Source organism: uncultured Ruegeria sp. (assembly GCF_947500045.1).
Classification (GTDB): domain Bacteria; phylum Pseudomonadota; class Alphaproteobacteria; order Rhodobacterales; family Rhodobacteraceae; genus Ruegeria.
The window spans coordinates 41,168-63,066 of the sequence record NZ_CANMQQ010000012.1; the positions used below are offsets into that span (position 1 = coordinate 41,168).

Annotated in this window: 23 protein-coding genes; 13 read left to right on the forward strand and 10 right to left on the reverse strand. The window is 56.5% G+C overall.

The window, feature by feature from the left end; translation table 11 throughout:
- Nucleotides 1-3 precede the first annotated feature (3 nt).
- Both Q1B46_RS17560 and Q1B46_RS17565 read right to left on the reverse strand, forming a co-directional pair.
- Nucleotides 4-435: a tripartite tricarboxylate transporter TctB family protein gene (locus tag Q1B46_RS17560; RefSeq protein ID WP_299669491.1), complete on the reverse strand. Its 432-nt coding sequence runs from the start codon at nucleotides 433-435 to the stop codon at nucleotides 4-6.
- Between the two features lie 72 nt (nucleotides 436-507).
- Complete coding sequence (locus Q1B46_RS17565; RefSeq protein ID WP_299950015.1) at nucleotides 508-1,476, reverse strand: tripartite tricarboxylate transporter substrate-binding protein; 969 nt, start codon at nucleotides 1,474-1,476, stop codon at nucleotides 508-510.
- A 159-nt stretch (nucleotides 1,477-1,635) separates the two neighbouring features.
- Between Q1B46_RS17565 and Q1B46_RS17570 the strand changes: the two genes are divergently transcribed.
- From Q1B46_RS17570 to Q1B46_RS17580, 3 genes are read left to right on the forward strand one after another with little or no spacing between them, the layout of a single operon-like run.
- Nucleotides 1,636-2,307, forward strand: coding sequence for a response regulator transcription factor (locus Q1B46_RS17570; protein ID WP_299950017.1), 672 nt, complete (start codon nucleotides 1,636-1,638; stop codon nucleotides 2,305-2,307).
- Complete coding sequence (locus Q1B46_RS17575; RefSeq protein ID WP_299950018.1) at nucleotides 2,300-3,694, forward strand: sensor histidine kinase; 1,395 nt, start codon at nucleotides 2,300-2,302, stop codon at nucleotides 3,692-3,694. Before Q1B46_RS17570 ends, Q1B46_RS17575 begins: the two co-directional genes overlap by 8 nt.
- The gene (locus Q1B46_RS17580) at nucleotides 3,694-4,725 is read left to right on the forward strand and encodes an extracellular solute-binding protein (protein ID WP_299950020.1); all 1,032 of its coding nucleotides are present in this window, start codon (nucleotides 3,694-3,696) and stop codon (nucleotides 4,723-4,725) included. The genes Q1B46_RS17575 and Q1B46_RS17580 overlap by 1 nt, the downstream gene beginning before the upstream one ends.
- On the opposite strand, the gene Q1B46_RS17585 is transcribed toward Q1B46_RS17580, so the two are convergent.
- From Q1B46_RS17585 to Q1B46_RS17595, 3 genes are read right to left on the reverse strand one after another with little or no spacing between them, the layout of a single operon-like run.
- On the reverse strand, nucleotides 4,722-6,221 hold the full coding sequence (locus Q1B46_RS17585) for a heme biosynthesis HemY N-terminal domain-containing protein (RefSeq protein WP_299950022.1): 1,500 nt from the start codon (nucleotides 6,219-6,221) through the stop codon (nucleotides 4,722-4,724). The genes Q1B46_RS17580 and Q1B46_RS17585 overlap by 4 nt on opposite strands.
- A gap of 10 nt (nucleotides 6,222-6,231) precedes the next feature.
- Nucleotides 6,232-7,473, reverse strand: coding sequence for a hypothetical protein (locus Q1B46_RS17590; RefSeq protein ID WP_299950024.1), 1,242 nt, complete (start codon nucleotides 7,471-7,473; stop codon nucleotides 6,232-6,234).
- Nucleotides 7,474-7,527: 54 nt separating this feature from the next.
- Nucleotides 7,528-8,241 (reverse strand): uroporphyrinogen-III synthase, encoded by a 714-nt coding sequence (locus Q1B46_RS17595; RefSeq protein WP_299950026.1) that lies wholly within the window; start codon nucleotides 8,239-8,241, stop codon nucleotides 7,528-7,530.
- 97 nt (nucleotides 8,242-8,338) lie between these two features.
- Here Q1B46_RS17595 and tsaD point away from each other — a divergent pair, with 97 nt between their 5' ends.
- The 4 genes from tsaD to Q1B46_RS17615 are packed head-to-tail and all read left to right on the forward strand — an operon-like array spanning nucleotide 8,339 to nucleotide 11,088.
- Nucleotides 8,339-9,436, forward strand: a complete 1,098-nt coding sequence (gene tsaD / locus Q1B46_RS17600; protein ID WP_299950194.1) for a tRNA (adenosine(37)-N6)-threonylcarbamoyltransferase complex transferase subunit TsaD — start codon at nucleotides 8,339-8,341, stop codon at nucleotides 9,434-9,436.
- A complete protein-coding gene (locus Q1B46_RS17605) occupies nucleotides 9,433-10,395 on the forward strand; it encodes an NAD(P)H-dependent glycerol-3-phosphate dehydrogenase (RefSeq protein WP_299950028.1) in 963 nt (320 codons plus the stop codon). The genes tsaD and Q1B46_RS17605 overlap by 4 nt, the downstream gene beginning before the upstream one ends.
- A gap of 1 nt (nucleotide 10,396) precedes the next feature.
- On the forward strand, nucleotides 10,397-10,666 hold the full coding sequence (locus tag Q1B46_RS17610) for a YciI family protein (RefSeq protein ID WP_299950030.1): 270 nt from the start codon (nucleotides 10,397-10,399) through the stop codon (nucleotides 10,664-10,666).
- Nucleotides 10,666-11,088, forward strand: a complete 423-nt coding sequence (locus Q1B46_RS17615) for an EVE domain-containing protein (RefSeq protein ID WP_299950196.1) — start codon at nucleotides 10,666-10,668, stop codon at nucleotides 11,086-11,088. Before Q1B46_RS17610 ends, Q1B46_RS17615 begins: the two co-directional genes overlap by 1 nt.
- Before the next feature lie 221 nt (nucleotides 11,089-11,309).
- On the opposite strand, the gene Q1B46_RS17620 is transcribed toward Q1B46_RS17615, so the two are convergent.
- From Q1B46_RS17620 to Q1B46_RS17630, 3 genes are all read right to left on the reverse strand, one after another.
- On the reverse strand, nucleotides 11,310-11,651 hold the full coding sequence (locus tag Q1B46_RS17620) for a DUF2853 family protein (RefSeq protein WP_299661177.1): 342 nt from the start codon (nucleotides 11,649-11,651) through the stop codon (nucleotides 11,310-11,312).
- A 180-nt stretch (nucleotides 11,652-11,831) separates the two neighbouring features.
- A complete protein-coding gene (ahcY, locus tag Q1B46_RS17625) occupies nucleotides 11,832-13,220 on the reverse strand; it encodes an adenosylhomocysteinase (protein ID WP_299950032.1) in 1,389 nt (462 codons plus the stop codon).
- Between the two features lie 103 nt (nucleotides 13,221-13,323).
- On the reverse strand, nucleotides 13,324-13,638 hold the full coding sequence (locus Q1B46_RS17630) for a hypothetical protein (protein ID WP_299950034.1): 315 nt from the start codon (nucleotides 13,636-13,638) through the stop codon (nucleotides 13,324-13,326).
- A gap of 206 nt (nucleotides 13,639-13,844) precedes the next feature.
- Here Q1B46_RS17630 and Q1B46_RS17635 point away from each other — a divergent pair, with 206 nt between their 5' ends.
- The 4 genes from Q1B46_RS17635 to Q1B46_RS17650 all read left to right on the forward strand — a co-directional run bounded on the left by Q1B46_RS17635 (nucleotide 13,845) and on the right by Q1B46_RS17650 (nucleotide 17,524).
- Nucleotides 13,845-14,438 carry an HD family hydrolase gene (locus Q1B46_RS17635; protein WP_299950038.1) on the forward strand — a complete coding sequence of 198 codons (594 nt, stop codon included), beginning with the start codon at nucleotides 13,845-13,847 and terminating at the stop codon, nucleotides 14,436-14,438.
- A 62-nt stretch (nucleotides 14,439-14,500) separates the two neighbouring features.
- Entirely contained in the window at nucleotides 14,501-15,325 is an 825-nt protein-coding gene (locus Q1B46_RS17640; protein ID WP_299950040.1) for an FkbM family methyltransferase, read from the forward strand.
- Between the two features lie 50 nt (nucleotides 15,326-15,375).
- Nucleotides 15,376-16,344, forward strand: coding sequence for a glycosyltransferase family 2 protein (locus Q1B46_RS17645; RefSeq protein WP_299950042.1), 969 nt, complete (start codon nucleotides 15,376-15,378; stop codon nucleotides 16,342-16,344).
- A 373-nt stretch (nucleotides 16,345-16,717) separates the two neighbouring features.
- The gene (locus tag Q1B46_RS17650) at nucleotides 16,718-17,524 is read left to right on the forward strand and encodes a hypothetical protein (protein ID WP_299950045.1); all 807 of its coding nucleotides are present in this window, start codon (nucleotides 16,718-16,720) and stop codon (nucleotides 17,522-17,524) included.
- Between the two features lie 35 nt (nucleotides 17,525-17,559).
- On the opposite strand, the gene Q1B46_RS17655 is transcribed toward Q1B46_RS17650, so the two are convergent.
- Nucleotides 17,560-18,114, reverse strand: a complete 555-nt coding sequence (locus Q1B46_RS17655; RefSeq protein WP_299661195.1) for an ActR/PrrA/RegA family redox response regulator transcription factor — start codon at nucleotides 18,112-18,114, stop codon at nucleotides 17,560-17,562.
- Nucleotides 18,115-18,200: 86 nt separating this feature from the next.
- Complete coding sequence (locus Q1B46_RS17660; RefSeq protein WP_299950047.1) at nucleotides 18,201-18,818, reverse strand: SCO family protein; 618 nt, start codon at nucleotides 18,816-18,818, stop codon at nucleotides 18,201-18,203.
- An 89-nt stretch (nucleotides 18,819-18,907) separates the two neighbouring features.
- Here Q1B46_RS17660 and regB point away from each other — a divergent pair, with 89 nt between their 5' ends.
- Nucleotides 18,908-20,299 (forward strand): sensor histidine kinase RegB, encoded by a 1,392-nt coding sequence (gene regB / locus Q1B46_RS17665; RefSeq protein ID WP_299950049.1) that lies wholly within the window; start codon nucleotides 18,908-18,910, stop codon nucleotides 20,297-20,299.
- 65 nt (nucleotides 20,300-20,364) lie between these two features.
- Entirely contained in the window at nucleotides 20,365-21,873 is a 1,509-nt protein-coding gene (locus tag Q1B46_RS17670; protein ID WP_299950051.1) for a PAS-domain containing protein, read from the forward strand.
- The last annotated feature ends 26 nt before the right edge of the window (nucleotides 21,874-21,899 follow it).

Below are 21,899 nucleotides of genomic sequence, written 5' to 3' on the forward strand. Positions count from 1 at the left end.
TCCTCAGAAACCCAGTGGCCCGCGGGCCAGCGAAAGCCCCAGAACCAGATGGAAGATAACGTAGATGCCCAGCGACGTTCCCACGCCCACTATAACGCATTCAATCGGGCCAGAGCCCAGCCGCCACGCCAGATAAGTGGCGGCAAATGCAGTGGCGATGACAAAGCCAACAACCGGCAACAGCTCGGCATAAAAGATCATGACAACCACAGCGGCCCCAACCTCGACCAACCGGCCCAGCGCGGGCCATTCAGGTTCGGCATCCGGGCGGATCGCGATGACAATGCTCGACAACCCCAAGATGGCGGCGATGATCAGCGGGAAAGCTTTGGGTCCAACGGCATCGGACAGAAAGCTTTCTTCAATCGCCAGTGCGGAAAAGGCAAATCCGATGGCGAGAAGCAGTCCGACGACCCCGAAGATGCGGTCACTCATCGGTGTCTCCTATTCGTTTGAATTCTTGTCGGGTGTTTCACACACATGCGAAACACCCTTAGTTAGAGCCGATTACTTGATGATGCCGATCTCTTTCGAGATGGTTTGAATTTGGCCCACAGATTCAGCGACGAAGTTCTGGAAGTCCGCACCTTGCAGATCCAGTGGGGCTAGGCCATTAGCGGCCATAACCTCTTTCCACTCATCCGACGCGTAAAGATCACCAATCTTGCCGACCCAATCGCCATAAGCCTCATCGGTCATACCACCCGGAGCGTAGAATCCGCGCCAGTTGGCGCCGATCGCGTCGATGCCCTGCTCTTTGGCCGTCGGGAAGTCCGCGAACTCGCCCGGCAGACGTTCGGGCGCGAGGACTGCAATCACCTTGATGTCACCTGAATCGACAAAGCCTTTGGCTTCCGAAATATCACCGGTGAAGGCCTGAACTGAACCGGCCAGCAGCTGTGTCACCGCCTCGCCGCCGCCATCAAAGGCGATGTATTTAACGGCGCGCACATCGTCGATACCATATGCGTTTGCCGCGATCAGCACCTTCAGGTGATCCCAGCCGCCCACAGCCGAACCGCCAGCGACCGAAACTGTAGTCGGGTCTGCCTTAATCTGGTCCAGCAGTTCCGGCAACGTATTGACCGGACTATCAGCTGCAACAGCGATCACGCCGTAATCGGCACCGATCGCAGCCAGCCAGCGCACCTGATCCATGGTATTTCCGGGATAAGCGCCTTGCGCCAGACGGGTCGCTGTGGCTGCGCTGGCGGCTACGATCAACTCGTTGTCTTCACCACGCTTGTTCACGACCTCGGCAAAGGCAACGCCACCACCACCGCCGGCTAGGTTCACAACCTGCATGGTCTGGTCGATCAGGCCCAGGTCCTGCAGCGACTTGCCGACCTGACGGCAAGTGAAATCCCAGCCACCACCCGGGTTGGCCGGGGCGATGCACTCCTGAGCACTGGCGGCAACGCCAGATAGGGCAAAGACAGCAGCGGCAATCGCGCCGCCTGTTCCAAACAGTTTCATTCGTTCCTCCTCCAAGGGTCTTTTTGGGCCTTACACGACAGCCAAAACCAATCCCCGCAAGCTTTGGGCCGCGCGGCCTTTTCTTGCAGGATGATTTTCTTTAGCGAATAATGCTGTCACGAACCTGTCACGCGGCTGACGGACGGTTTGCGGGGGAACATGCGCGTACTGATGATCGAAGATACCGAAGATCTGGCCGAGGGGGTTGTGACCCATCTGGCCCGGTCCGGCGTGGTATGCGATCTGGCGACCACCGTGGAATCCGCCCAAGATTTTCGCGCGGTGCAGAGCTATGACGCCATGCTGTTGGATATCAATCTTCCCGATGGGTCGGGCCTTAGCTTTCTGGGCAAGATCCGTGCCTCGGGCGACCGAACCCCGGTTTTGATGCTGACGGCGCTGACTTCGGTTGAGGATCGCGTCGCCGCGCTGGACAAGGGCGCAGACGACTATCTGGGCAAACCCTTCGACCAGCGAGAACTTGAGGCGCGGCTACGCGCGTTGGTGCGCCGCGATGCGAACCGCAAAAGCGAACAAATCACACTGGGACCACTGATCTATGCCCCCAAGGACCGCAGCGCCTCTCTGAACGGTAAACGCCTGAACCTGACAGCGCGCGAAGCGGCGGTCCTGGATGAGCTGATCCGGCATGAAGGTCAGTATATGTCAAAGACCCGGCTGTATAATTCGCTCTACGGGTTCGAGGACGCAGACGTCGGCGAAAACGCAATCGAGCTTTACATCGCTCGGCTGCGCAAAAGGTTCTCTGGCAGCGTTATCAGCATCACAACACAACGCGGCGTGGGGTATCGGATCGGTCTGGATGGCTAGATTGCACTTGCCCCACAGCCTGACGGCCCGCGTTCTCAGCGCCGTTATTCTGATCCTTGTGCTTGGCGGTTTGTTGGTGGCCTTGTCAATCTGGGTCAACGGGCGTCTGGCCGCGCGCGAAGCTTATGATCGGTTACTGCTGGGGGCCGCCAGCGATATCGCGGAATCGGTGCGTATTCAGGACGGTATGCCCGTGGTCGATCTGCCGGTCTCGGCGTTTCAGCTACTGGCGCAGGCACCCGATGATCGCATCTATTATGCGGTACAGGTGCCCGAGGGGCCGTTCATCACCGGGCTGGACCCGGAGACCAAGATCCTTCCGCCCGAACCAAATGGCATTGGTCCACAGTATTTTGCAGCGGATCTGAACGATGAACCCGCCCGCTTTGTACGCGTGACGCGCTTGTTTGCAGAACGCGATTTCTCGGGCGAGGTTGAGGTCCTTGTTGGTCAGACCCTGCGCGCGCGCCAGTCCATGACGGCCAGCCTAATGCGGGATGCCCTACTGCCCATGGCCGTTGCCGGAATTCTGCTGTTGATCATGTCGTGGTTTGTCACACGCTCTGCTCTGCGTCCGCTCGAGGCGCTATCGGATGATCTGACGGGACGCGACCCCTATGATCTGACGCCGATGCCAAGCGATGGTTTACCGCGAGAGCTGCAGGTGATGCTTGGTGCAATGAACCGGTTCATGGGGCGTTTGGACCGGCAGGTGGACACGATGCGCAACTTGATCGCGGATACTGCGCACCAATTGCGCACCCCCGTTGCAGCAATCCGCGTACAAGCCGAAATCGCACAGGACGACCCAGACGCGCCCGCGCGCAAACGTGCGTTGGACCGGTTGTTGGGGCGCACCCGGTCTCTGGGCACCCTGCTGGATCAACTTCTGTCGCGCGCGATGGTGATCCATCGCATCGACAGCGCCCCGCGCCTTCCGGTCGATCTGCGCGAGGTGGCATTGGAAATCCTGGAAGAACGCGATCATGAACTGATCGCGCCCGGCGTTGAAGTACGTTTGGAGATCGGCGAAGACCCGGTTCTTGTGCTAGGGGATGCCTTTTCCATCAGTGAGGCCGCCAAGAACCTGCTGCGCAATGCACTTCGCCACGGCAAACCGCCAGTGAGCATCGGGGCAGAATGCGCAGACAATCGCGCAATCCTTTGGGTTCGTGACTGCGGTTCAGGCCCTGCCTTAAACATCTCTAGTCAACTGGGTGACAGGTTCAATCGCACCGCTGGATCCGGTGAAGACAGCACAGGGCTTGGCCTTTCGATCGTGAAATCCACGGCCGAAGCGTTTGACGGCAAGGTTGAAATGTCCGCCGACACCACAGGTTTCAGGGCGGCGCTGAGTTTCCCAGCCGCACCGGAAGGAGTGCGATGATGATCCGCTTGTTGCTTGGCTTGACTTTGATCGCGGCGACATCCCTGCGCGCGCAAGAGGACGTCACTCAGTTCGGTACCGGGCCCGAGATGATGCTGATCCGGTCAACCACAGATATCGCAATCATCAGTCCCGTGCTGGAACGGTTTACAGCACAAAACCCGAACCTGAGCATCACCTATGAGCAATGGGGCTCAAACGCCTTGTTTCAGCATAGCAAAACCGCATGTAAGTCCGGTGAGGCACCAGCAGATGTTGTGTTTTCCTCGGCCATTCAACAAATGGTCTGGCTGGTGAACTCTGCATGCGCCTATCGCTACAGCTCACCGGAAACGCAGGCCCTGCCCCCGGCCCGACGTTGGCGGGATGAATTGTGGGGCATCACGACGGAACCCGCAGTTATCGTCTATAACAAGGATGGCCTGACGAATGAGGATGTGCCACGAGACCGGTTTGCGCTGCTCGACGCGATGCGGACACGCCCTGACTTGCTGCGCGGGCGGGTCGCAACATATGACATCGCCGCATCCGGCCTTGGGTATCTGTTTGCCTACGGTGACAGCCTTGAGGCGACGACATTCGGCTCATTGATCGAAGGCTTTGCCCGCATCGATGCAGTAGCGACCTGCTGTTCTGCCCACATTATTGACGAGGTAGCACAGGGGCGTTTTCTGATCGCCTATAATGTGCTTGGATCTTATGTGGCCAATGCCAATCTGCCCGGCGTTGGCGTGATCTTGCCCGAGGACTACACGCTTGTCCTGTCCCGTGCCTATATGATCCCGCGTCAGGCACAGAACAAACAAGCCGCTATTGTGCTGCTGGATTTCCTGCTGTCACCTGAGGCGCAGGAAATGCTGGCAGCCTCGGGCCTCGTGACGCGTCTGGACGAATCTGAGACCGGCCTAACCCCGAGCGCCCGCCGCTTTATCCCGCTGTCGCCCGCATTGCTGGTGGCCCTTGATCAGAACCGGCGGGCCGGGTTGTTCAAACTGTGGAACGACGCATTCAACATCGAAACCGCGCGTTAAGTCTGTCTTGCGACCTCTTCCGTAACCGGTTCAGCCTCGACTTCGATCACCTCTTCCTCTGCCGGCGTTTCGTCGGGTTCTTCCACTTCCTCGACCTCTTCGGGTTCGGCTTGGTCCTCTAGTGCTCCGACGATCAGCGGCAACATATGTACCCCAGTCGCGCTGGCGATCTCGGGCGTCTGCGGTGTCTGCCAGCTAAGCGTGTCAAAGCTGCCGCAGTTCTGGCAGACCGGGCCCCATTCGGCCTGAATGTCGTGGCAATTGTCGCAAACCCATTGTGGTCCGCGCGGTGCGTTCAACGCCCTGGCCAGCCACCCCTGAACCACCGCGTCCGAGGCACCTTCGCCCCGTTCAATCGCAGCCATCAGCGTATAGGCCCGTGCGTCCCCTTGCTTTTCAACCACATCGCCCAGCGCGCGGCGCGCCTCGGGGAAATCCTCGGCAACGATGTTGAGTTCGGCCAGGATCAGGCGGGTCTCCATATTTTCGGGGTGAATACGGGTCAGCACTGTGAATCGCTTGACCCGCTGCTCGGGTGTTTCATCTGGCGCAATCTCGGCAAAGGCATGGGCCAGATCGGGGTGGGGCTGAACTTCCCATGCTTTTTTCAGAATTTTGGTCGCCGGGCGCGGTTTGCCTTTTTTGATATAAGCCCGCGCCGCCATGGCCGCAGCCGGCACCAGATCAGGTGACAGGCGGTTGGCCTCGATCGCGTGTTCCTGCTGTTCGATCGTTGCCGTTTCATCCAAAAGCTCTTTGGCCTCGGACAGGGCAAGTACCGCATCGCGCCGCTTGAACACATCGCGTGGCAGATACCCTGCCTTCAGCTTTGACGTCAGCGTGGACCGCGCCCCGGCCCAATCCTGCGCTTTGGTCTGCAGGTTCAAAAGCATATCCTGAGTTTCTTCATGCCGGGGTTTCAGCGTCAGCGCCTTCTCGGCCAGCTTGCGCGCGGTTTCATCATCCCCTTCCGCCAGCTTCTGCTTCATAATCCCACGCACACCGACAAAGCGTGTGGCATTATTAGCGACCAGCTTCTTGTAGGTGTCAGAGGCTTTTTTTGTATCACCCGTCATCTCGGCAGCCTGCGCCACCAGAAGATTGGTCAATTCCGGTTTATTCAACAGCTTCTCGGCTTTGCTCGCCTTGGTCATCGCAACGCGGCCTTCACCAGAGGCCAGCGCCATTAGACCATCCGCCAGCGCCTGATATCCGCGCTGCTCGCGACTGCGGTCGAAATAGCGTGACAAGGCGGTTTCATCGCCATTGAGGAATTTTAGCGTCGCGATCAGAAGGGTCAGCAGTTTGAAGAACAGCCAGACTGCGAACACCAGAACACCCAGAGCGATCACCGATTGCAACGGCCCCAGCGTGTATTCAGTACCTGCGACGGTAATCTGAACACCGCCCGACGATTCCATCAGGAAACCCGCGCCCATGGCCAGCAGGCCGATAATCGCAACAAAAACAAGGATCTTTAACAATGACCACAGCATGGCAGGTCCTTCAGTTCGAGTTCAGGCTTGAAGCAAGCGTGTTTGCGGCCTCGACGGCAGAGACCCGCGTCTGCGCCGCCTGCTCCCAATCAGCCAATGCGGTCTGCGCCGCCTCGGGCAGAGATTTCAATTCGGTCAGCGCCTGTGTGACATCGCCATCCGCCAACGCCGCCTGAGCGCGCGACAGGATCGCATCCGGGTCGTCGCCCTCTTGCGGTGTCACCGACCGGGCGCCCGTCTGACGCTGTAAAAAGGCAACCAGCCCGGTACTTTTATCCGCATCGCGCGCATCGGAGAGTGCCGCGCGGGCGGCCGGGGCAAACGAAGTGCGCAGGGCCGAGAGTGTTTCGACCCCGTCTTTCGAAGACGCCGCCAATGCATCCGGCACGTCGACACCTCCGGCTTTCAGTTCAGCAACCAAATCCTCATAGGGTTGTCCCGCATCCAACTGACCATGCAAGCGCGACAGGATCGCTGCATTGGTCGCAGCGCGTGCTTCGGCCGAGGCTTTGGCCTCCAATGCCTGCGCATCCGCAACCATCTTTTCCACTTCACTGCGCTGAGCGGCCAGTGAATCCTGAAGTTTCTTCAGCTCAGCCTCAAACGCGGCCGTTGTTTCGGGTGAAACATTTGCCTCGATCGGCTTCTTTTCCAGCGCGGTCAGGCGCTCATCCAGAGGTCCGACCTGACCTGTCAGGCCATCAACACTGGACTTCAAACTGCCCAGATCGCTTTCGACCGGCGTCAGCTTGTCTGTCAGTGCCGTGATCTGAGCCGATAAACCCGAGACATCCGGGCTATCGCTCATGGATTTTGTCAGTTTGGCGATCTGATCGGATTGTTCCGCCAGTTTCGATTCGAGCGCGGCAATCGCATCTGCGCTGTCTGCTCCTTGCGATGAAAATCCGCCGCCTACTGCGAACCCGATCCCGGCGGCAACAACCCCGCCGAGCAGGGCTGGAACGAACCCGCCCCGCTTTTCGACGGTGCGCTCGATCACTTTCTCTTCTGCAGGTTCTGGCACTTCGACGGCTTCGGCTTCGGCTTCGGCTTCGGCTTCGGCTTCGGCTTCGGCTTCGGCTTCGGCTTCGGCTTCGGCTTCGGCTTCGGAAGTCAAATCATCCGCAGGCTCTGCTTCGTCAACGGTTTTGTCTTCCGAATTAGAGTTGCTTTCATCCTCAATGGCCTCAGCAACATCCTCAATCTTGGGGTCTTCGACCGGCTCCTGATCTGGTTTCTTCTTATCAGCCACCGTCCTAATCCCCTTATCGATTCCCAAAACACGTGAACAACAGACTAACCCAAGTTAATCTGCACCCGGCGCGCTCTCAACCCGCAACGCGTGTTTCACAAGTTTTTTAACGACTTCCTGCATTTGGTCCGAACTCGGCTCGCGCGCAATCTTCAATCGCTCAAAGGTCAAGGAATTAAGGGGCCACGCGGTGGCTTCGCTATTTGCAGCCAGCAACAAAGGCGCTGTTCCGGCCCATATATCGGCAAATTGTCGCGCTGTGCGGGGCGAAAAAATTGGGGCGATAATTGGCGAATTACATTCGGCGACCTGGGTTGCCGCGTCACTGAGCGGTAATAGATGTTGCTGATAAATCGGTTGCTCAAGGGTCGTCAGGCCCGAATTGGTCAGACGCTCGGCGACATTACCAAGGCTATGTTCTCCGCGCAGATGCAGCAGCGGACCTTGCGGTGCGCACTTCAACAGATTGGCCACCAACTCGTCCGCCGTTGCACCCAGCACCTGCGCGTTCCAACCAGCTGCTTTCGCGGCCTCTGTGGTCGCGGGACCGACACAATAGGCGGGCAAGTCGCGATCCACATCCAACATAGTTGCAGCGTTCACGCCGTTGGCCGATGAAAATATCAGTCCAGCAACTGCATCTGCCGCAACCGCAACCCTCAACGGTTCGATCTCCAACAGGGGTGAATGGATAACCTCGACCTCTGACCTGATGTGGGCCGGCAGTTGCGCAACAAACCTTTCCGAGGCGGCGCGAGGGCGGGTCATCAACAAATACAACGGTCGGCGCCTTCGGCCTTGGGATTGTTTGCGTCCGCGCGGGATGGTACCCCGCATGGCAATCATGATGCAACGGATCAGGCCTATGGTGCAAACACTTACCGTCCTCGGACTGGAAAGCAGCTGCGATGATACAGCCGCCGCTGTCGTGCGACAGCAGTCAGGTGCGCAGGCCGAGATTCTGTCATCAGTGGTGCACGGCCAGGCCGAGTTGCACAGCGCCTATGGTGGTGTTGTGCCTGAGATCGCGGCCCGCGCGCATGCAGAAAAACTGGACGTCTGCGTAGAACAGGCTCTAACACAGGCTGATATTGCCCTCAGTGATCTCGATGCAATTGCCGTAACTGCCGGTCCGGGCCTGATTGGCGGCGTTATTTCCGGTGTCATGTGCGCAAAGGGCCTGAGCGCCGCGACCGGCCTGACCCTGATCGGCGTGAATCATCTGGCCGGGCATGCCCTAACACCGCGCCTGACGGACGGGATCGCCTTTCCCTATCTGATGCTTCTGGTTTCAGGGGGTCATTGCCAATACCTGATCGCGCACGGGCCGGAACAGTTCACCCGCCTCGGGGGTACAATCGATGATGCTCCGGGAGAGGCCTTCGACAAAACAGCTCGTCTGCTGGGCCTTCCGCAGCCCGGCGGCCCTTCGGTCGAGGCCGAGGCCCGCGCGGGTGATCCCAACCGTTTCCGCTTTCCCCGCCCGCTATTGGATCGTCCCGGATGTGATCTGTCATTCTCGGGCCTAAAAACCGCTTTGATGCGTTTGCGGGATCAGATCGTCGCCGACAAAGGTGGCCTGACCCGTCAGGATCGGGCCGATTTGTGTGCCGGGTTCCAGCGATCCATCGTCGATACGTTGGCTGAGAAAACGCGCCGCGCAATTGGGCTGTACCTTGAAGTCTCGCCACCTGCTCCGGTCATCGCAGTAGCCGGAGGTGTTGCGGCAAATACCGCCATTCGTTCAGCGTTAGAAACTGTTTCTGAAGAAATGGGTGCCCGATTTATTGCCCCGCCACTGGCCTTGTGCACCGACAATGCGGCTATGATTGCCTTTGCCGGTCTAGAGCGATATCGCACCGGCGCAAGGGACGGGCTTGATCTGATCGCACGTCCCCGATGGCCTCTGGATCAAACCAGCCCTTCGATGCTCGGTGGTGGTAGGAAAGGGGCCAAGGCATGAGCGTATCCGTACTTGGATCAGGGGCCTTTGGAACCGCTCTGGCTATATCTCTTGCGGGAAATGGGCCCGTCACACTCTGGTCGCGCACCACCGAGCAAGCGCAGCTTATGCAGCAGTCACGCGAGAATTCGGGTCGTCTGCCGGGCGTGACGTTGCCTGACAACATTTCTGTGACGGCTGATTTTGAACGGGCGGTGCAATCCGATGTTTTGTTGTTGGCGGTGCCGATGCAGAAACTACGCGATGCCTTGACCCTCAACTCTGCTCAATTGAGCGGCAAGACGCTGGTGGCCTGCTGCAAAGGGATCGAACTGACCTCGGGGCTTGGACCGGTTGCCGTTATTAATCAGACCGTCCCGGATGCGCATCCTGCCTTGCTGACCGGACCCAGCTTTGCCGACGATATCGCGCGCGGTCTGCCCACCGCGCTGACGCTAGCCTGCACTGACGCCGGATTGGGTGAGAACCTTCAACAAGAACTGACGACCGCCAACCTGCGTCTATATCGAACCACCGATACTGTCGGGGCTGAGCTGGGCGGTGCGCTAAAAAACGTGATGGCCATTGGCTGTGGCGCCGCCATTGGCGCGGGGCTGGGTGACAGCGCCCGCGCTGCGCTGATCACCCGCGGATTTGCCGAGATGCAACGCTTCGCCGCCCTGCGCGGCGCACGGCCCGACACGCTGATGGGGCTGTCAGGTCTGGGCGATCTGGTGCTGACCTGCTCGTCCGAGCTGTCACGAAATTACCGTTTTGGCCTGTCTTTGGGCCTAAATAAATCATTCGACAGCGCAACCACCGTCGAAGGTGTTGCCACCGCACAAGCCATGTCCAAGATCGCCGCGAATGAAGGATTGGACATGCCCATCAGCTCGACTGTGGCGAAACTCAGCAGCGGTGATTACAGTGTGACTGACGCGATTCAAGCGCTGCTGGGTCGCCCGCTCAAGGAGGAATAACATGCTCATTGCCCTGATCGCCCGGGACAAAACTGGCGCTCTGCAAACCCGAATGGACAACCGCGCCGCCCATCTGGGTTATATCGAGAAAACCGGTGTTGTGTCGCAGGCGGGTCCGCTGTTGGACGGCGATGCGATGATCGGGTCGCTGATCATTTTGGACGTTGAAGACCTGGCCGCCGCTCAGGCCTGGGCGGCCAACGACCCCTATGCGCTGGCAGGGCTTTTCGACTCGGTCGAGCTGATCCCATGGAAGAAGGTGATTGGCTGATGGCGTACTGGCTGTTCAAATCCGAACCTTCAACCTGGAGCTGGGATCAGCAGGTCGCCAAAGGTGATGCAGGCGAAGAATGGGACGGGGTCCGAAACTATCAGGCCCGTAATTTTATGCGCCAGATGCAGATTGGCGATCGGGGATTCTTCTACCATTCGCAAAAGGAAAAGGCGGTTGTTGGCATTGTCGAGGTCTGTGCCAAGGCGCATCCTGACAGCACCACCGATGATGAACGCTGGGAATGCGTGGACATCAAGGCGATACGGCCTTTTACCGTTCCGGTCACACTGGATCAGATCAAAGCGGATGAACGTCTGGCTGAGATGGTCTTGGTCAAGAACTCTCGACTATCCGTGCAACCGGTCAGTGATGCGGAATGGTCGCTGATCTGTGGTCTGGGGCACACAGTGGCGGATTGAAAAAAGGGAAGGCCCTGACGAATGCAGAACCTTCCCTACCCCGCGTGCTCCCAAACTCACCACACGCATACGGAAATCTGTTGGCTCTGACCGTCCTGGTCATGTCCTGACCCTAACCGATTTGCGCCCAGCGCTTCAAACGCCAAGTAGTTAGAGTTTCACTCAAATACGGAACACCCGCCGGAACAACCGATGGGTTCCGCATTGGTTTATAGCCCTTTTCAGCTGTAGACCGACTCTTTACCGAAATGCTTGGTCAGCATGTAATAGACCACAGCGCGGTATTTGTTGCGTTCGGACATGCCATAAGTTTCCATGGCCTTGTTGATCGCTTCCATCAGTTCTGGACCATCCGATAAGCCTAGTTTTTTGACAAGGAAGTTGTTCTTGACCGTCTCAAGCTCAGCTTCCTGGCTGGCAGCCACTGTTGACGCATCCGCATCATAGATCGCCGGACCACAACCGATTGTAACCTTGGTCAAAAGGTCCATATCAGGGTCCAGCCCGCATTTGCCTTTCAAATCTTCAGCGTATTTGGCGATCAGCTCATCGCGTTTGCCCATTTTCAACTCTCCTGCGCAGAATTTCAATTAAAAGTGGCCCAATTGCCTGAATGCTAGGATTGGCAGAGAACCGGGCTTCTCAAATAGGATTTTTTTCGCTGTTCCTTCCCCCTAAAGCACAACGAAAAAACCACCGGGGTTGGCCGGTGGTTTTCAGGGTAGTTTGACAATGAGCCGGGATTAGTAGCGATAATGTTCCGGCTTGTACGGGCCTTCCGGCTTCACGCCAATATAGGCCGCTTGTTCACTGTCCATCTGGGTCAGCTTTACACCAATGCGATCCAGATGCAGCCGGGCGACTTTTTCATCCAGATGCTTGGGCAGGATGTAGACGTCGTTTTTGTACTCATCGCCCTTGGTGAATAGCTCGATCTGCGCCAGAACCTGGTTGGTAAACGAGGCCGACATCACGAAAGAGGGGTGGCCGGTGGCGTTGCCAAGGTTCAGCAGACGACCTTCGGACAGCAGGATAATGCGATTGCCCGAAGGCATCTCGATCATGTCCACCTGTTCCTTGATGTTGGTCCATTTGTGGTTCTTCAAACTGGCCACCTGAATCTCATTGTCGAAGTGACCGATGTTGCCAACGATGGCCATGTCTTTCATCGCGCGCATATGCTCGATGCGGATCACGTCCTTGTTGCCGGTCGTGGTGATGAAAAGGTCTGCCGTTGCAACTTCGTCTTCCAGCAGTGTGACTTCGAACCCATCCATCGCAGCCTGCAGGGCGCAGATCGGGTCCACTTCGGTCACCTTCACGCGGGCACCAGCGCCGCGCAGAGACGCGGCCGAACCTTTGCCTACGTCGCCGTAACCACACACCACAGCAACTTTACCGGCCATCATCGTATCGGTAGCACGGCGGATACCGTCGACCAGCGATTCCTTGCAACCGTATTTGTTGTCGAATTTCGACTTGGTAACACTGTCGTTCACGTTGATCGCGGGGAAGGGCAACTGACCTTCTTTAACCAGTTGATACAACCGATTAACACCCGTAGTCGTTTCCTCGGACACGCCCTGAATCTGGTCCCGCATTTTGGTGAACCAGCCGGGTGAGGCCGCCATGCGCTTCTTGATCTGCGCCTTAATCGCCTCTTCCTCTTCCGAACCGGGAACAGGGATAATGTCCTCACCCGCTTCGGCACGGGCACCCAGCAGGATGTACAATGTTGCGTCGCCGCCATCGTCCAGGATCATGTTCGGGCCATCTTCGAACAAGAAGGATTTGTCCAGATAATCCCAATGCTCTTCCAGCGTCTGCCCCTTGATGGCAAAGACGGGAATACCCGCTTCGGCAATCGCCGCGGCCGCGTGATCTTGCGTTGAGAAGATGTTGCATGACGCCCAGCGTACATCCGCGCCCAGCGCAGCCAGTGTTTCGATCAGAACAGCGGTCTGAATGGTCATGTGCAGCGAACCGACGATCCGCGCACCACTCAATGGCTTGCTGTCACCGTATTCAGCGCGCAGGGACATCAGGCCCGGCATCTCGGTTTCAGCAATATTCAGTTCTTTGCGGCCAAATCCGGCCAGCGAAATGTCTTTGACGATATAGTCCCCGGCCATCAGGTGCTCCACTCCGGTAAATATTGATCCGGGCTGCCCTAACACTCATTGAGGCAGGTGGCAATGTGGATGGCCGAGGCAAAAAACCTGACACTGAAAAATATCAGCTTGGCGTGCCCTCAACCTTGATCTTGGGGATCGCTTCAAAAAAATCTGTGCCAACGGCGACAATACAACTGATGCCGTTCGCTTGGGTCACCAAAACGGTATAACTTCCCGTTTCTTTCGAGGTCCAAACCTCCATGACCGATTGCGCGCCACGAGACTTCTGCAGACCGCCAAAGACCAATTCCTCGGCGTAACTGTCTTGCAGTTTGGTAATCACGTGCTCGCGTTCTGCACAATTCTGGGCAAAAGCAGGCGGTGCGGTCGCAGCCATTCCGAAGGTCAGGGTGATTGCAAACAAACGCTTGAACATAACAAGCTCCTTTCGATACGAGTTTCGTTTCGAGAGGGCGCAACTGGGAGGAATCAGCACCCCCCTCAGTCCTTTATGTCGGGATCGTATCGTACCGTTTCAAAGCACGAATGCTCAAGAAAGTGTTGGCAGCATGTGATCCAGACAGGTACATCATAACATAAGAACACGGATTGAACGTGTCCTAGTTCACAAGGCATGGCAAAATGGCAACACAACCCAGAGCGTGGCAAAGAATGCTGTCGGGCCGTCGGCTGGATTTATTAGATCCGACACCGGTGGATATCGAGATCGAAGATATCGCGCACGGGCTGGCCTTTGTGGCGCGATGGAATGGGCAGACAAACGGGGATTTTGCCTATTCCGTGGCCGAACATTCCTTGCTGGTTGAAGAGCTTTTTGGCCGCATCGCACCAAATGCACCCGCAAAATGGCGTTTGGCAGCACTGTTACACGACGCGCCCGAATATGTGATCGGAGACATGATTTCCCCTGTCAAATCCGCTGTTGGCCCGGATTACGGTGATTTAGATGACCGGCTGGCTGCGGCCATACATATCCGTTTCGGATTGCCCGCTGCAGTGCCGAAAACGATAAAACGCCAGATCAAAAAGGCCGACAAGATCAGCGCCTGGATGGAGGCCACGCAAATCGCGGGCTTTTCTGAGGCCGAGGCGACAAAGTTCTTTGGCCGCCCTGACAGGGCAGTTCTGGAGGGGTTACAGATCAAACTGCGCCCACCACTCGACGTACGACAGGCCTATACCGCGCGGCACGAAGAGCTATTATCCAGTTTCTAGGTCAGCGGTGCGGCGCAGGCTAGGCCGCCAATAAACAACACTATTATCGGGCGCAGGTTCAAATGAGCGATGCAGATAGCCGGGCACGGGTAACAGACGCGCAGATGGAATACGCCAATTCCTGCTTGCGCGAAGCCTACAATCTGGCGGGCCGGGGGCGGGTGCGCAATCTGATCCGAAAATCGCTGCTGCCGCAGATGATCGAGTATCGCAACTTGAATATCCATCTGCACCCTTGCGACAATTTCAGCGAGTTTGTTCTTTGGCGAAAGGGTCGGTCCCCAGAAGAGCTTGAGCTGAACTGGTTGAAAGACACTTTTGGGGGCAAAACTGTCAAAATCTTGGATATTGGGGCCAACTTTGGCCTGTACTCGCTTTTCTTTGCGTCAGTCCTCGCCTCGGACTCCCGGATTTATGCATTTGAACCAAACCCCACGTTGGCTAAGCGTTTCAAGAGAAACTGCGCTCTGAATGGTTTTGACAATGTAGACCTCAACATCTGCGCCATCTCGGGCGAAACCGGCGAAGCAACGCTTTCAATCGAGCTGCGCGGGGACACAGCGACCAATCTTGGTGAAGCGCATCTGACCACCGACCCAGCGCACCTGGACAAGACAAAATACGAGTTCATACAAGTGCAAACCCGATCGCTTTTGGAGCTGACGCATCTGCACGGGGTCGACTACGCCAAGCTTGACGTGGAAGGGCACGAGCCGAATATTCTTATGCCTTTCTTTGAGGTCGCTGAGGACGAGGCTCTTCCCCGATACCTGCAACTGGAGGCCGTGAAGCTTGACGAAGGTGCTGAAAACCTCTTTGCCGCCATTTCCGGCCGTGGTTACAAGAATGTCTTTCAAACCCAGCGCAATATCATATTCAAAAGGTAGGTCATGCAGCAAGAGCCAACCCTCATAGCCGGGCCTGGGATCAATTCGATATGAATGTCGGGTTGTTCTCTTGCGCCAGAAACGAGGGGCCGTTCATTCTTGAGTGGGTCGCCTATCATTTGCTCGTCGGGTTTGACCCGATCCTGATCTACAGCAATGACTCAACTGACGGCACAACTGAACTGCTTGATGCACTCGATCGCAATGGCATCATCGCTCATGTTCTGCAGGACTTGAAGTCGGGCGAAATTCCTCAGCACGCGGCTGCCGACAAGGCCTTTTTGCACCCATCGCTTGTTTATGCCGATTGGCTGATGTGGCTCGATATTGATGAATTCCTCTACTGTGCGAGCCCCAACAATAAGGTCACGGATCTGATCGAGCGATGCGCTGGAAACGCAGAGGGTGTAGCGGTGAATTGGCTGATATTCGGGGACGGATTTCACCACAACTGGGAACCCGGCCTCGTCACCCAACGATTTCTGCAACGCGCGGACGACCATCATCGCCTGCATCGACGCTACAAAACTCTGTTTCAGACATCTGAAAAAATTCGCGGGTTCGGCATCCACAGGCCCCACCTGTACAAGGGGTTTCAGGTTGATGGAGGGCAGTTCGTCAACGCCTCGGGGCAACCCATGCATGACGATATTTATCGTTCCGGCGTGCGGAGACGGCATGCCTTTGGAGCTGCGCCCGAGCACCTAGTTTGTCATGACTGGGCCGCTGTATTTCACTACCCGGTGAAAACAAGGGACAGTTTCGAACTAAAGCGCCAGCGCGGTCAGGGAACGAAACCGATTGATGCGCCTGACCGGTTCAGCCGGTTTCGCGAGCAGTATTGGAAGAAATACAACCAAAACAGTGTTTTGGATGACCGGATGCTGGCAATGGGTGACAGACTCCAGACGAAGGTGGAGAAACTGTTGTTATCGACTGATATCAGGCACGCATATGAATCCTGTCTCGGAATATGCGCGCAGCGTCTTCACGCAGTGGCGGAACGTCCAGCACTTTGACAAATTAAGGAAGCTTTCACTTGCTACAGCTGTCTAACAGTTAGGCTTTGGATCAACCTAAAGTGCACAAAGAGTTAAGTCATGTTTACAAAAAGGTTTCGCATAGGACGATGAGCATGGTTCAGCTTAGTACTTCCAGTAGAAGCCAACAGGGCACGATACCTGACGACCTACGATGACTGGATTTCTTTGAGTATTACACCTTCATCACACCTATCCGCCTCAGGATGAACCATTTATCAACACGACCCGACAGCTATCGCTTAAACGATCAATTCAGAATTGAGTCATCAGCGCTGACCGCACTCATCCCGATCCGTTGTCAACACGTTTCGCGTATGTCATACGCGAAATTAATATAGCGGGGTTTTTTATGGAACGCAGTAATGTGGCGTCGTTATGGATCGGCAAACGCTTGAGTTTTTTAGATCTCCTTTGCCTCAAATCTTTTGACGAAATTGGTCAACGTGTAACACTGTTTTCGTACGAACCGATCGAAAATTTACCTTCATATGTCACGCAAGCCGACGCCCGAAGTGTGTACGATCCGGAGCGTATACTGCTTCAAAGAGTTGGGAACGGCCTCGTTCGGCGAAGCCCAGCTCTACATTCTGACATATTTCGAATACACCTTCTTAATAAAACAGATTTTATTTGGGCAGACACCGACGCTTACGCGCTGAAACCTCTAACAACCAAAAATGGCTATCTGTTTGGAAGAGTCGGATCAAACATTCTAAATGGCGTACTTGCGTTGCCAAAAGACAGCCATGCCCTCAATAAGTTGTTAGAATTCTCAGCGACGGAAAATGAATTTCCACCCTGGTGGGATCAGCAGACCCGTCTGAGACACCAAGAGAAAAATCTCCCGATTCAGCCTGAGTTTTTCCCTTGGGGAACATATGGTCCTCGGGCCTTGCAGTATTTTCTAGGTGCAACCGGAGAAGAAACTCATGCGTCAAGAAGTGACGTCTTGTATCCAGTCAAAGCGCGTCACAAAGAAATCTTATTGACCCGATCAGATATCGAGATTCCTAAAAGGGCGCTTTCGATCCACCTGTACTCTACCAATCTAAAAGCGATGATCAGGCGGAACTTTGGTGGAAAAATACCCGAAGGGTGCTTTCTACATCAATTGTGCGAGAAGCAAGGCATCGATCCACTTGAGGCCCCGCTTTAAGTTCTTAGCCGCACCGAGGGGTGCACCTGGTTATCTTAACGTGGGCTACGCTTCGCCAAAATCCGCTGCAAAGTCCGGCGATGCATGTTCAGACGGCGCGCTGTCTCGGAAACATTACGATCACACAGCTCATAGACCCGCTGAATATGTTCCCAGCGAACACGGTCGGCACTCATGGGGTTTTCCGGCGGTGGGGGCAGCTCGTCTCCCTTGGCCAGCAAAGCGTTGGTGATGTCGGTGGCGTCGGCGGGTTTGGACAAATAGTCAGTTGCGCCAATTTTGACCGCTGCAACGGCGGTGGCGATGGCTCCGTACCCGGTCAAAACCACAACCCGGCTGTCGGGGCGCTTGTCACGAAGCACTTCAACCACGTCGAGCCCATTGCCATCCTCAAGCCGCAGATCAACCACTGCATATGCGGGTGGACGTGCGGTCGAAATGGCACGGCCCGCAGCGACGGAACCGGCTGTTTCAACCTCAAAGCCGCGCTTCTCCATGGCTTTGGCCAGACGCCTCAGAAATGGCTCGTCATCATCTACCAGCAGCAGCGACTTGTCGGGGCCGATTTCAAGCTGGGTACTGTCTGCCATATATGGGTCTTTCCGCTATTTCATGCCTTTGGCTTAAACATGAGTCATAGCAGCGCCACGACAAAGGTCAAACCGACTGTTGCGCCTTAAATCTGGTCAAGGAAGCAGCCAACCTTGTCCGCCATCTGCTCGGCCGTGTCATCGCGCTTGAAGAATTCGAGAAACCCGTCCTCGGGCGTGACCAGATAGGTAAAGGTAGAGTGATCGACCAGATAGTACTCGTCGCTTTTGTCATGGGCCTTGTAATAGGTCTTATAAGCCTTGCTCGCGGCCTTGACCTGCTCGGGCGAGCCGGTCAGTGCGATCATGCGTTCGTGCAAGTTGAAGGCATAATCGCTCAAAACCTCTGGCGTGTCGCGGTCGGGGTCGATCGAGATGAACATGGGCGTCACCGACTGACCACGCTGTGCCAGCAGATCAATCGCCTCGGCATTGCGGGACATGTCAAAGGGGCAGACATCTGGGCAGAACGTATAACCGAAATAGATCAACGTAGGTTCGGTAATCACATCCTTGTCGGTCACAGCCTCACCCTTGCTGTTGACCAATTCGAACGGCCCACCAATCGTGGCGCTGCCACCCGCAATCTGGCTAGAGCGGCACTGCGCAAACTTGTCGTCTGAACCACCGCGCGTCAGCAGCCACATCGCGCCCAAGCCAATGGCCAGAACAACGGTTGCGAGTATGGCATAAAGGCGGAGCATGACATCTATCCTGACACGAAGGTTGTTGATCGGTTTGGCCGGCACTCCTATCAACGTGGTGGGCCGACGCAATAGGACATAATCGACAGATGACGGATTCCAACACCAGTCTTTGGCGCGGACAGGAACGCAGCACATGGATCAGGCTGCGCACGCTGATTCTATTGCGCTGGGTGGCCATCATCGGCCAATTCACCGCGATCACCGTCGCGCAGCAATATTATCATGTACAGCTTGAACTTGGCTTGTGCTACTTTGCCATCGGCGTTTCGGTCATGGGCAATCTGACGGCCATCCTGCTGTTTCCCGAAAACAAGCGCCTATCCGAGTTTGAGAATTTCCTGATGGTGCTGTTCGACCTGCTGCAGCTGTCGATACTGCTGTATCTGACCGGTGGGCTGAACAATCCTTTTGCGCTGCTGCTGATCGGACCGGTGACGATTTCAGCGAATGTCATGAGCACGCGATCAACCCTGATCATTGGTAGTGTTGCAGTGATCCTGACAACATTGCTGGCGCAATTTCATCTACCGCTGCGGACCAATCTGGGCCTTGTGTTGGATATCCCCGACATTTTGCTGTTCGGAAACTGGGCGGCGATCATCATCGCCATCGTCTTCATCGGCGCCTATTCCCACCGCATCAGCTCTGAGGTGCAATCGATGTCCGAAGCGCTCTCGGCCACACATATGGCATTGGCGCGCGAGCAAAAGCTGACTGATTTGGGCGGCGTCGTCGCGGCCGCTGCGCATGAGTTGGGAACCCCGCTGGCCACGATTAAATTGGCCAGTTCTGAGTTGATCGAAGAGCTGGACGACCGGCCCGAGCTGATAGAAGACGCCGCTCTGATCCGCGAGCAGGCCGACCGCTGTCGTGACATCCTGCGCGATATGGGCCGGGCAGGGAAAGACGACCTGCACCTGAGGCAAGCGCCGCTGTCAACGGTGATCCACGAATCCGCAGAGCCGCACATCCACCGGGGTAAACAGGTGCATTTCGACGAGAGGCCGATTGCCGATGGCGATGTGCAGCAACCGTCGATCCTGCGCAAGCCCGAGATTATACATGGGCTGCGTAACCTGATCCAGAACGCGGTGGATTTTGCGCAGTCGAATGTCTGGATCGAGGCCGAATGGACCTCGGACCGAATCAGCGTCTCAATCATGGATGACGGTCGCGGATACCCTTCTCATATCATCGGACGGATCGGTGATCCGTTCATGCGCCGCCGCCGCACCGACCGCAGCAGCCGACCCGAATACGAAGGCATGGGGCTGGGTTTGTTCATTGCGAAAACGTTGCTGGAGCGCAGCGGGGCCGAACTTTACTTCGCCAATGGCGCCGACCCTTACCAGACGCTGACCGATCAGCAGGAACGCAAGGGCGCAATCGTCAAGGTCATCTGGCCGCGCAAACTTATCGACGCGCAAACTGGTGACACGCCCGTCCCGTCAGGCGCAAACCAACCCTTCCAGATCTGAGTTAAGACCCCGTTAACCATTGCCGTCCATACAGGCCGGGATGTTTTGACAGGGGCGTTGGATCAATGGCCGACTGGTTCGTTCTGGCCGCTATAAGCGTGGTTTCGGCCAGCTTTGCGATATTGTGGTTGTGGCCACGTCGCCAGAAAAGGATTGGCGACTATGGGCTTTCGACCCCAGGGTCACTGTTCGATGTAGTCTTTCTGTTCGATGGGGACAGATTGATCAGCCACTCGGATATCGCGTTGACCGGATATGAAACTGTTTGCAACTGGTCCGATTTGCGGCGGCTGTTGCAGCGAGACTATCCTTCTTTCCCGGAAACGCCCGAGGTTGTGCGCTCCGAAGGCAATCTGGCCGTTTCCGCCATTGATTGTACGGTTGAGCGCGAAGTTCTGTGCGAATGGATCGACGGTGTAATCCGCGTTCAACTGCGCGATCTGACGGGCATGCCGCCGGCCAAGCGCACTGACCCGAACGACCCGATCCGGCTGGCGATGGAACAAGCGCCCTACCCCGTTTGGTTGTCGGGCGATTGCAATACCGTGCGCTGGTGCAACGCTGCGTATGTTTCGCTGGCGCGCAAAATCTCGGGGCAGGATGCGGACCTGACCGAGCCGGTCTTTCCATTGCAATTGGACGATGCGCAGCTTGGCCGGAAGACCCGTGTCTCAGTTCAGATAAAAGACAGCGAGGCCAGATTGTGGTTTGATCTGACCCGTGTCGCCCATGATCAGGGCCAGCTGTGCTATGCCGTCGATATAAACGCGATTGTCGAGGCTGAAACCGCACAACGTAAATTCGTTCAGACGATGACCAAAACCTTCGCCCAGCTCTCGATTGGTTTGGCTATCTTTGATCGCAACAGCCAGCTGGCATTGTTTAACCCCGCGCTGATCGACCTGACCTCACTGCCGCCAGATTTCCTTAGCCTTCGTCCCAGCTTGTCCAGCTTCTTTGACCGGCTCCGCGATCAGCACATGATGCCGGAACCCAAGAACTATCGCGGATGGCGTCGTCAAATGAATGATCTTCTCGAAGCGGCCCAGGATGGCAATTATCAGGAAACATGGTCTCTCCCCTCGGGGTCGGTCTATTCCGTCAGCGGTCGGCCGCACCCCGATGGTGCCGTCGCCTTTCTGTTCGAGGATATTACCGCAGAGATCACACTGACCCGACGTTTTCGTGCAGAAATGGACCTGATGCAATCCATTCTGGACAAGCTGGCCGATGCGATTGCGGTTTTCTCGGACGACGGAACGCTGGCAACCACGAATTACGCCTACCAAATGATGTGGGGAGACAGCGGAGAGGTTGGGTTTGAACCCGCAACTGTGGTTGAAATCACTCGTCAGTGGCAGGAGCAGTGCACAGCCACGCCAATCCTTGGCGAAATCCGCGAATTCGTCACCGCGCGCGAAAACCGGGCCGAATGGTCGGGCGAGCTGATCCTGAAATCTGGTGGCTCAATCACCTGTACAGTCAACCCCATGCAGAACGGGGCAACCATTGTCCGTTTCTCCTCAAGCAACGCTGTCAAAAACAGTGCAGAAATGCAGAAAATCAGCGCCTGAACCGGGTTGCAGCCAACCCGGCGCGG

Excerpts from the sequence above, each read along its gene's own strand:
- Q1B46_RS17620 (WP_299661177.1), bottom strand. The coding sequence starts at position 11,651 with ATGGGCAAACGCGATGAGCTGATCGCCAAATACGCTGAAGATTTGAAA.
- Q1B46_RS17670 (WP_299950051.1), top strand. The coding sequence starts at position 20,365 with ATGGCCGACTGGTTCGTTCTGGCCGCTATAAGCGTGGTTTCGGCCAGC.
- Q1B46_RS17660 (WP_299950047.1), bottom strand. The coding sequence starts at position 18,818 with ATGCTCCGCCTTTATGCCATACTCGCAACCGTTGTTCTGGCCATTGGC.
- Q1B46_RS17610 (WP_299950030.1), top strand. The coding sequence starts at position 10,397 with ATGCTCATTGCCCTGATCGCCCGGGACAAAACTGGCGCTCTGCAAACC.
- regB (WP_299950049.1), top strand. The coding sequence starts at position 18,908 with ATGACGGATTCCAACACCAGTCTTTGGCGCGGACAGGAACGCAGCACA.
- Q1B46_RS17565 (WP_299950015.1), bottom strand. The coding sequence starts at position 1,476 with ATGAAACTGTTTGGAACAGGCGGCGCGATTGCCGCTGCTGTCTTTGCC.
- Q1B46_RS17560 (WP_299669491.1), bottom strand. The coding sequence starts at position 435 with ATGAGTGACCGCATCTTCGGGGTCGTCGGACTGCTTCTCGCCATCGGA.
- Q1B46_RS17570 (WP_299950017.1), top strand. The coding sequence starts at position 1,636 with ATGCGCGTACTGATGATCGAAGATACCGAAGATCTGGCCGAGGGGGTT.
- Q1B46_RS17640 (WP_299950040.1), top strand. The coding sequence starts at position 14,501 with ATGAGCGATGCAGATAGCCGGGCACGGGTAACAGACGCGCAGATGGAA.
- Q1B46_RS17585 (WP_299950022.1), bottom strand. The coding sequence starts at position 6,221 with ATGCTGTGGTCATTGTTAAAGATCCTTGTTTTTGTTGCGATTATCGGC.
- Q1B46_RS17605 (WP_299950028.1), top strand. The coding sequence starts at position 9,433 with ATGAGCGTATCCGTACTTGGATCAGGGGCCTTTGGAACCGCTCTGGCT.
- Q1B46_RS17595 (WP_299950026.1), bottom strand. The coding sequence starts at position 8,241 with ATGACCCGCCCTCGCGCCGCCTCGGAAAGGTTTGTTGCGCAACTGCCG.
- Q1B46_RS17575 (WP_299950018.1), top strand. The coding sequence starts at position 2,300 with ATGGCTAGATTGCACTTGCCCCACAGCCTGACGGCCCGCGTTCTCAGC.
- Q1B46_RS17635 (WP_299950038.1), top strand. The coding sequence starts at position 13,845 with ATGGCAACACAACCCAGAGCGTGGCAAAGAATGCTGTCGGGCCGTCGG.
- Q1B46_RS17580 (WP_299950020.1), top strand. The coding sequence starts at position 3,694 with ATGATCCGCTTGTTGCTTGGCTTGACTTTGATCGCGGCGACATCCCTG.
- Q1B46_RS17650 (WP_299950045.1), top strand. The coding sequence starts at position 16,718 with ATGGAACGCAGTAATGTGGCGTCGTTATGGATCGGCAAACGCTTGAGT.
- Q1B46_RS17630 (WP_299950034.1), bottom strand. The coding sequence starts at position 13,638 with ATGTTCAAGCGTTTGTTTGCAATCACCCTGACCTTCGGAATGGCTGCG.
- Q1B46_RS17615 (WP_299950196.1), top strand. The coding sequence starts at position 10,666 with ATGGCGTACTGGCTGTTCAAATCCGAACCTTCAACCTGGAGCTGGGAT.
- Q1B46_RS17645 (WP_299950042.1), top strand. The coding sequence starts at position 15,376 with ATGAATGTCGGGTTGTTCTCTTGCGCCAGAAACGAGGGGCCGTTCATT.
- ahcY (WP_299950032.1), bottom strand. The coding sequence starts at position 13,220 with ATGGCCGGGGACTATATCGTCAAAGACATTTCGCTGGCCGGATTTGGC.
- tsaD (WP_299950194.1), top strand. The coding sequence starts at position 8,339 with ATGGTGCAAACACTTACCGTCCTCGGACTGGAAAGCAGCTGCGATGAT.
- Q1B46_RS17655 (WP_299661195.1), bottom strand. The coding sequence starts at position 18,114 with ATGGCAGACAGTACCCAGCTTGAAATCGGCCCCGACAAGTCGCTGCTG.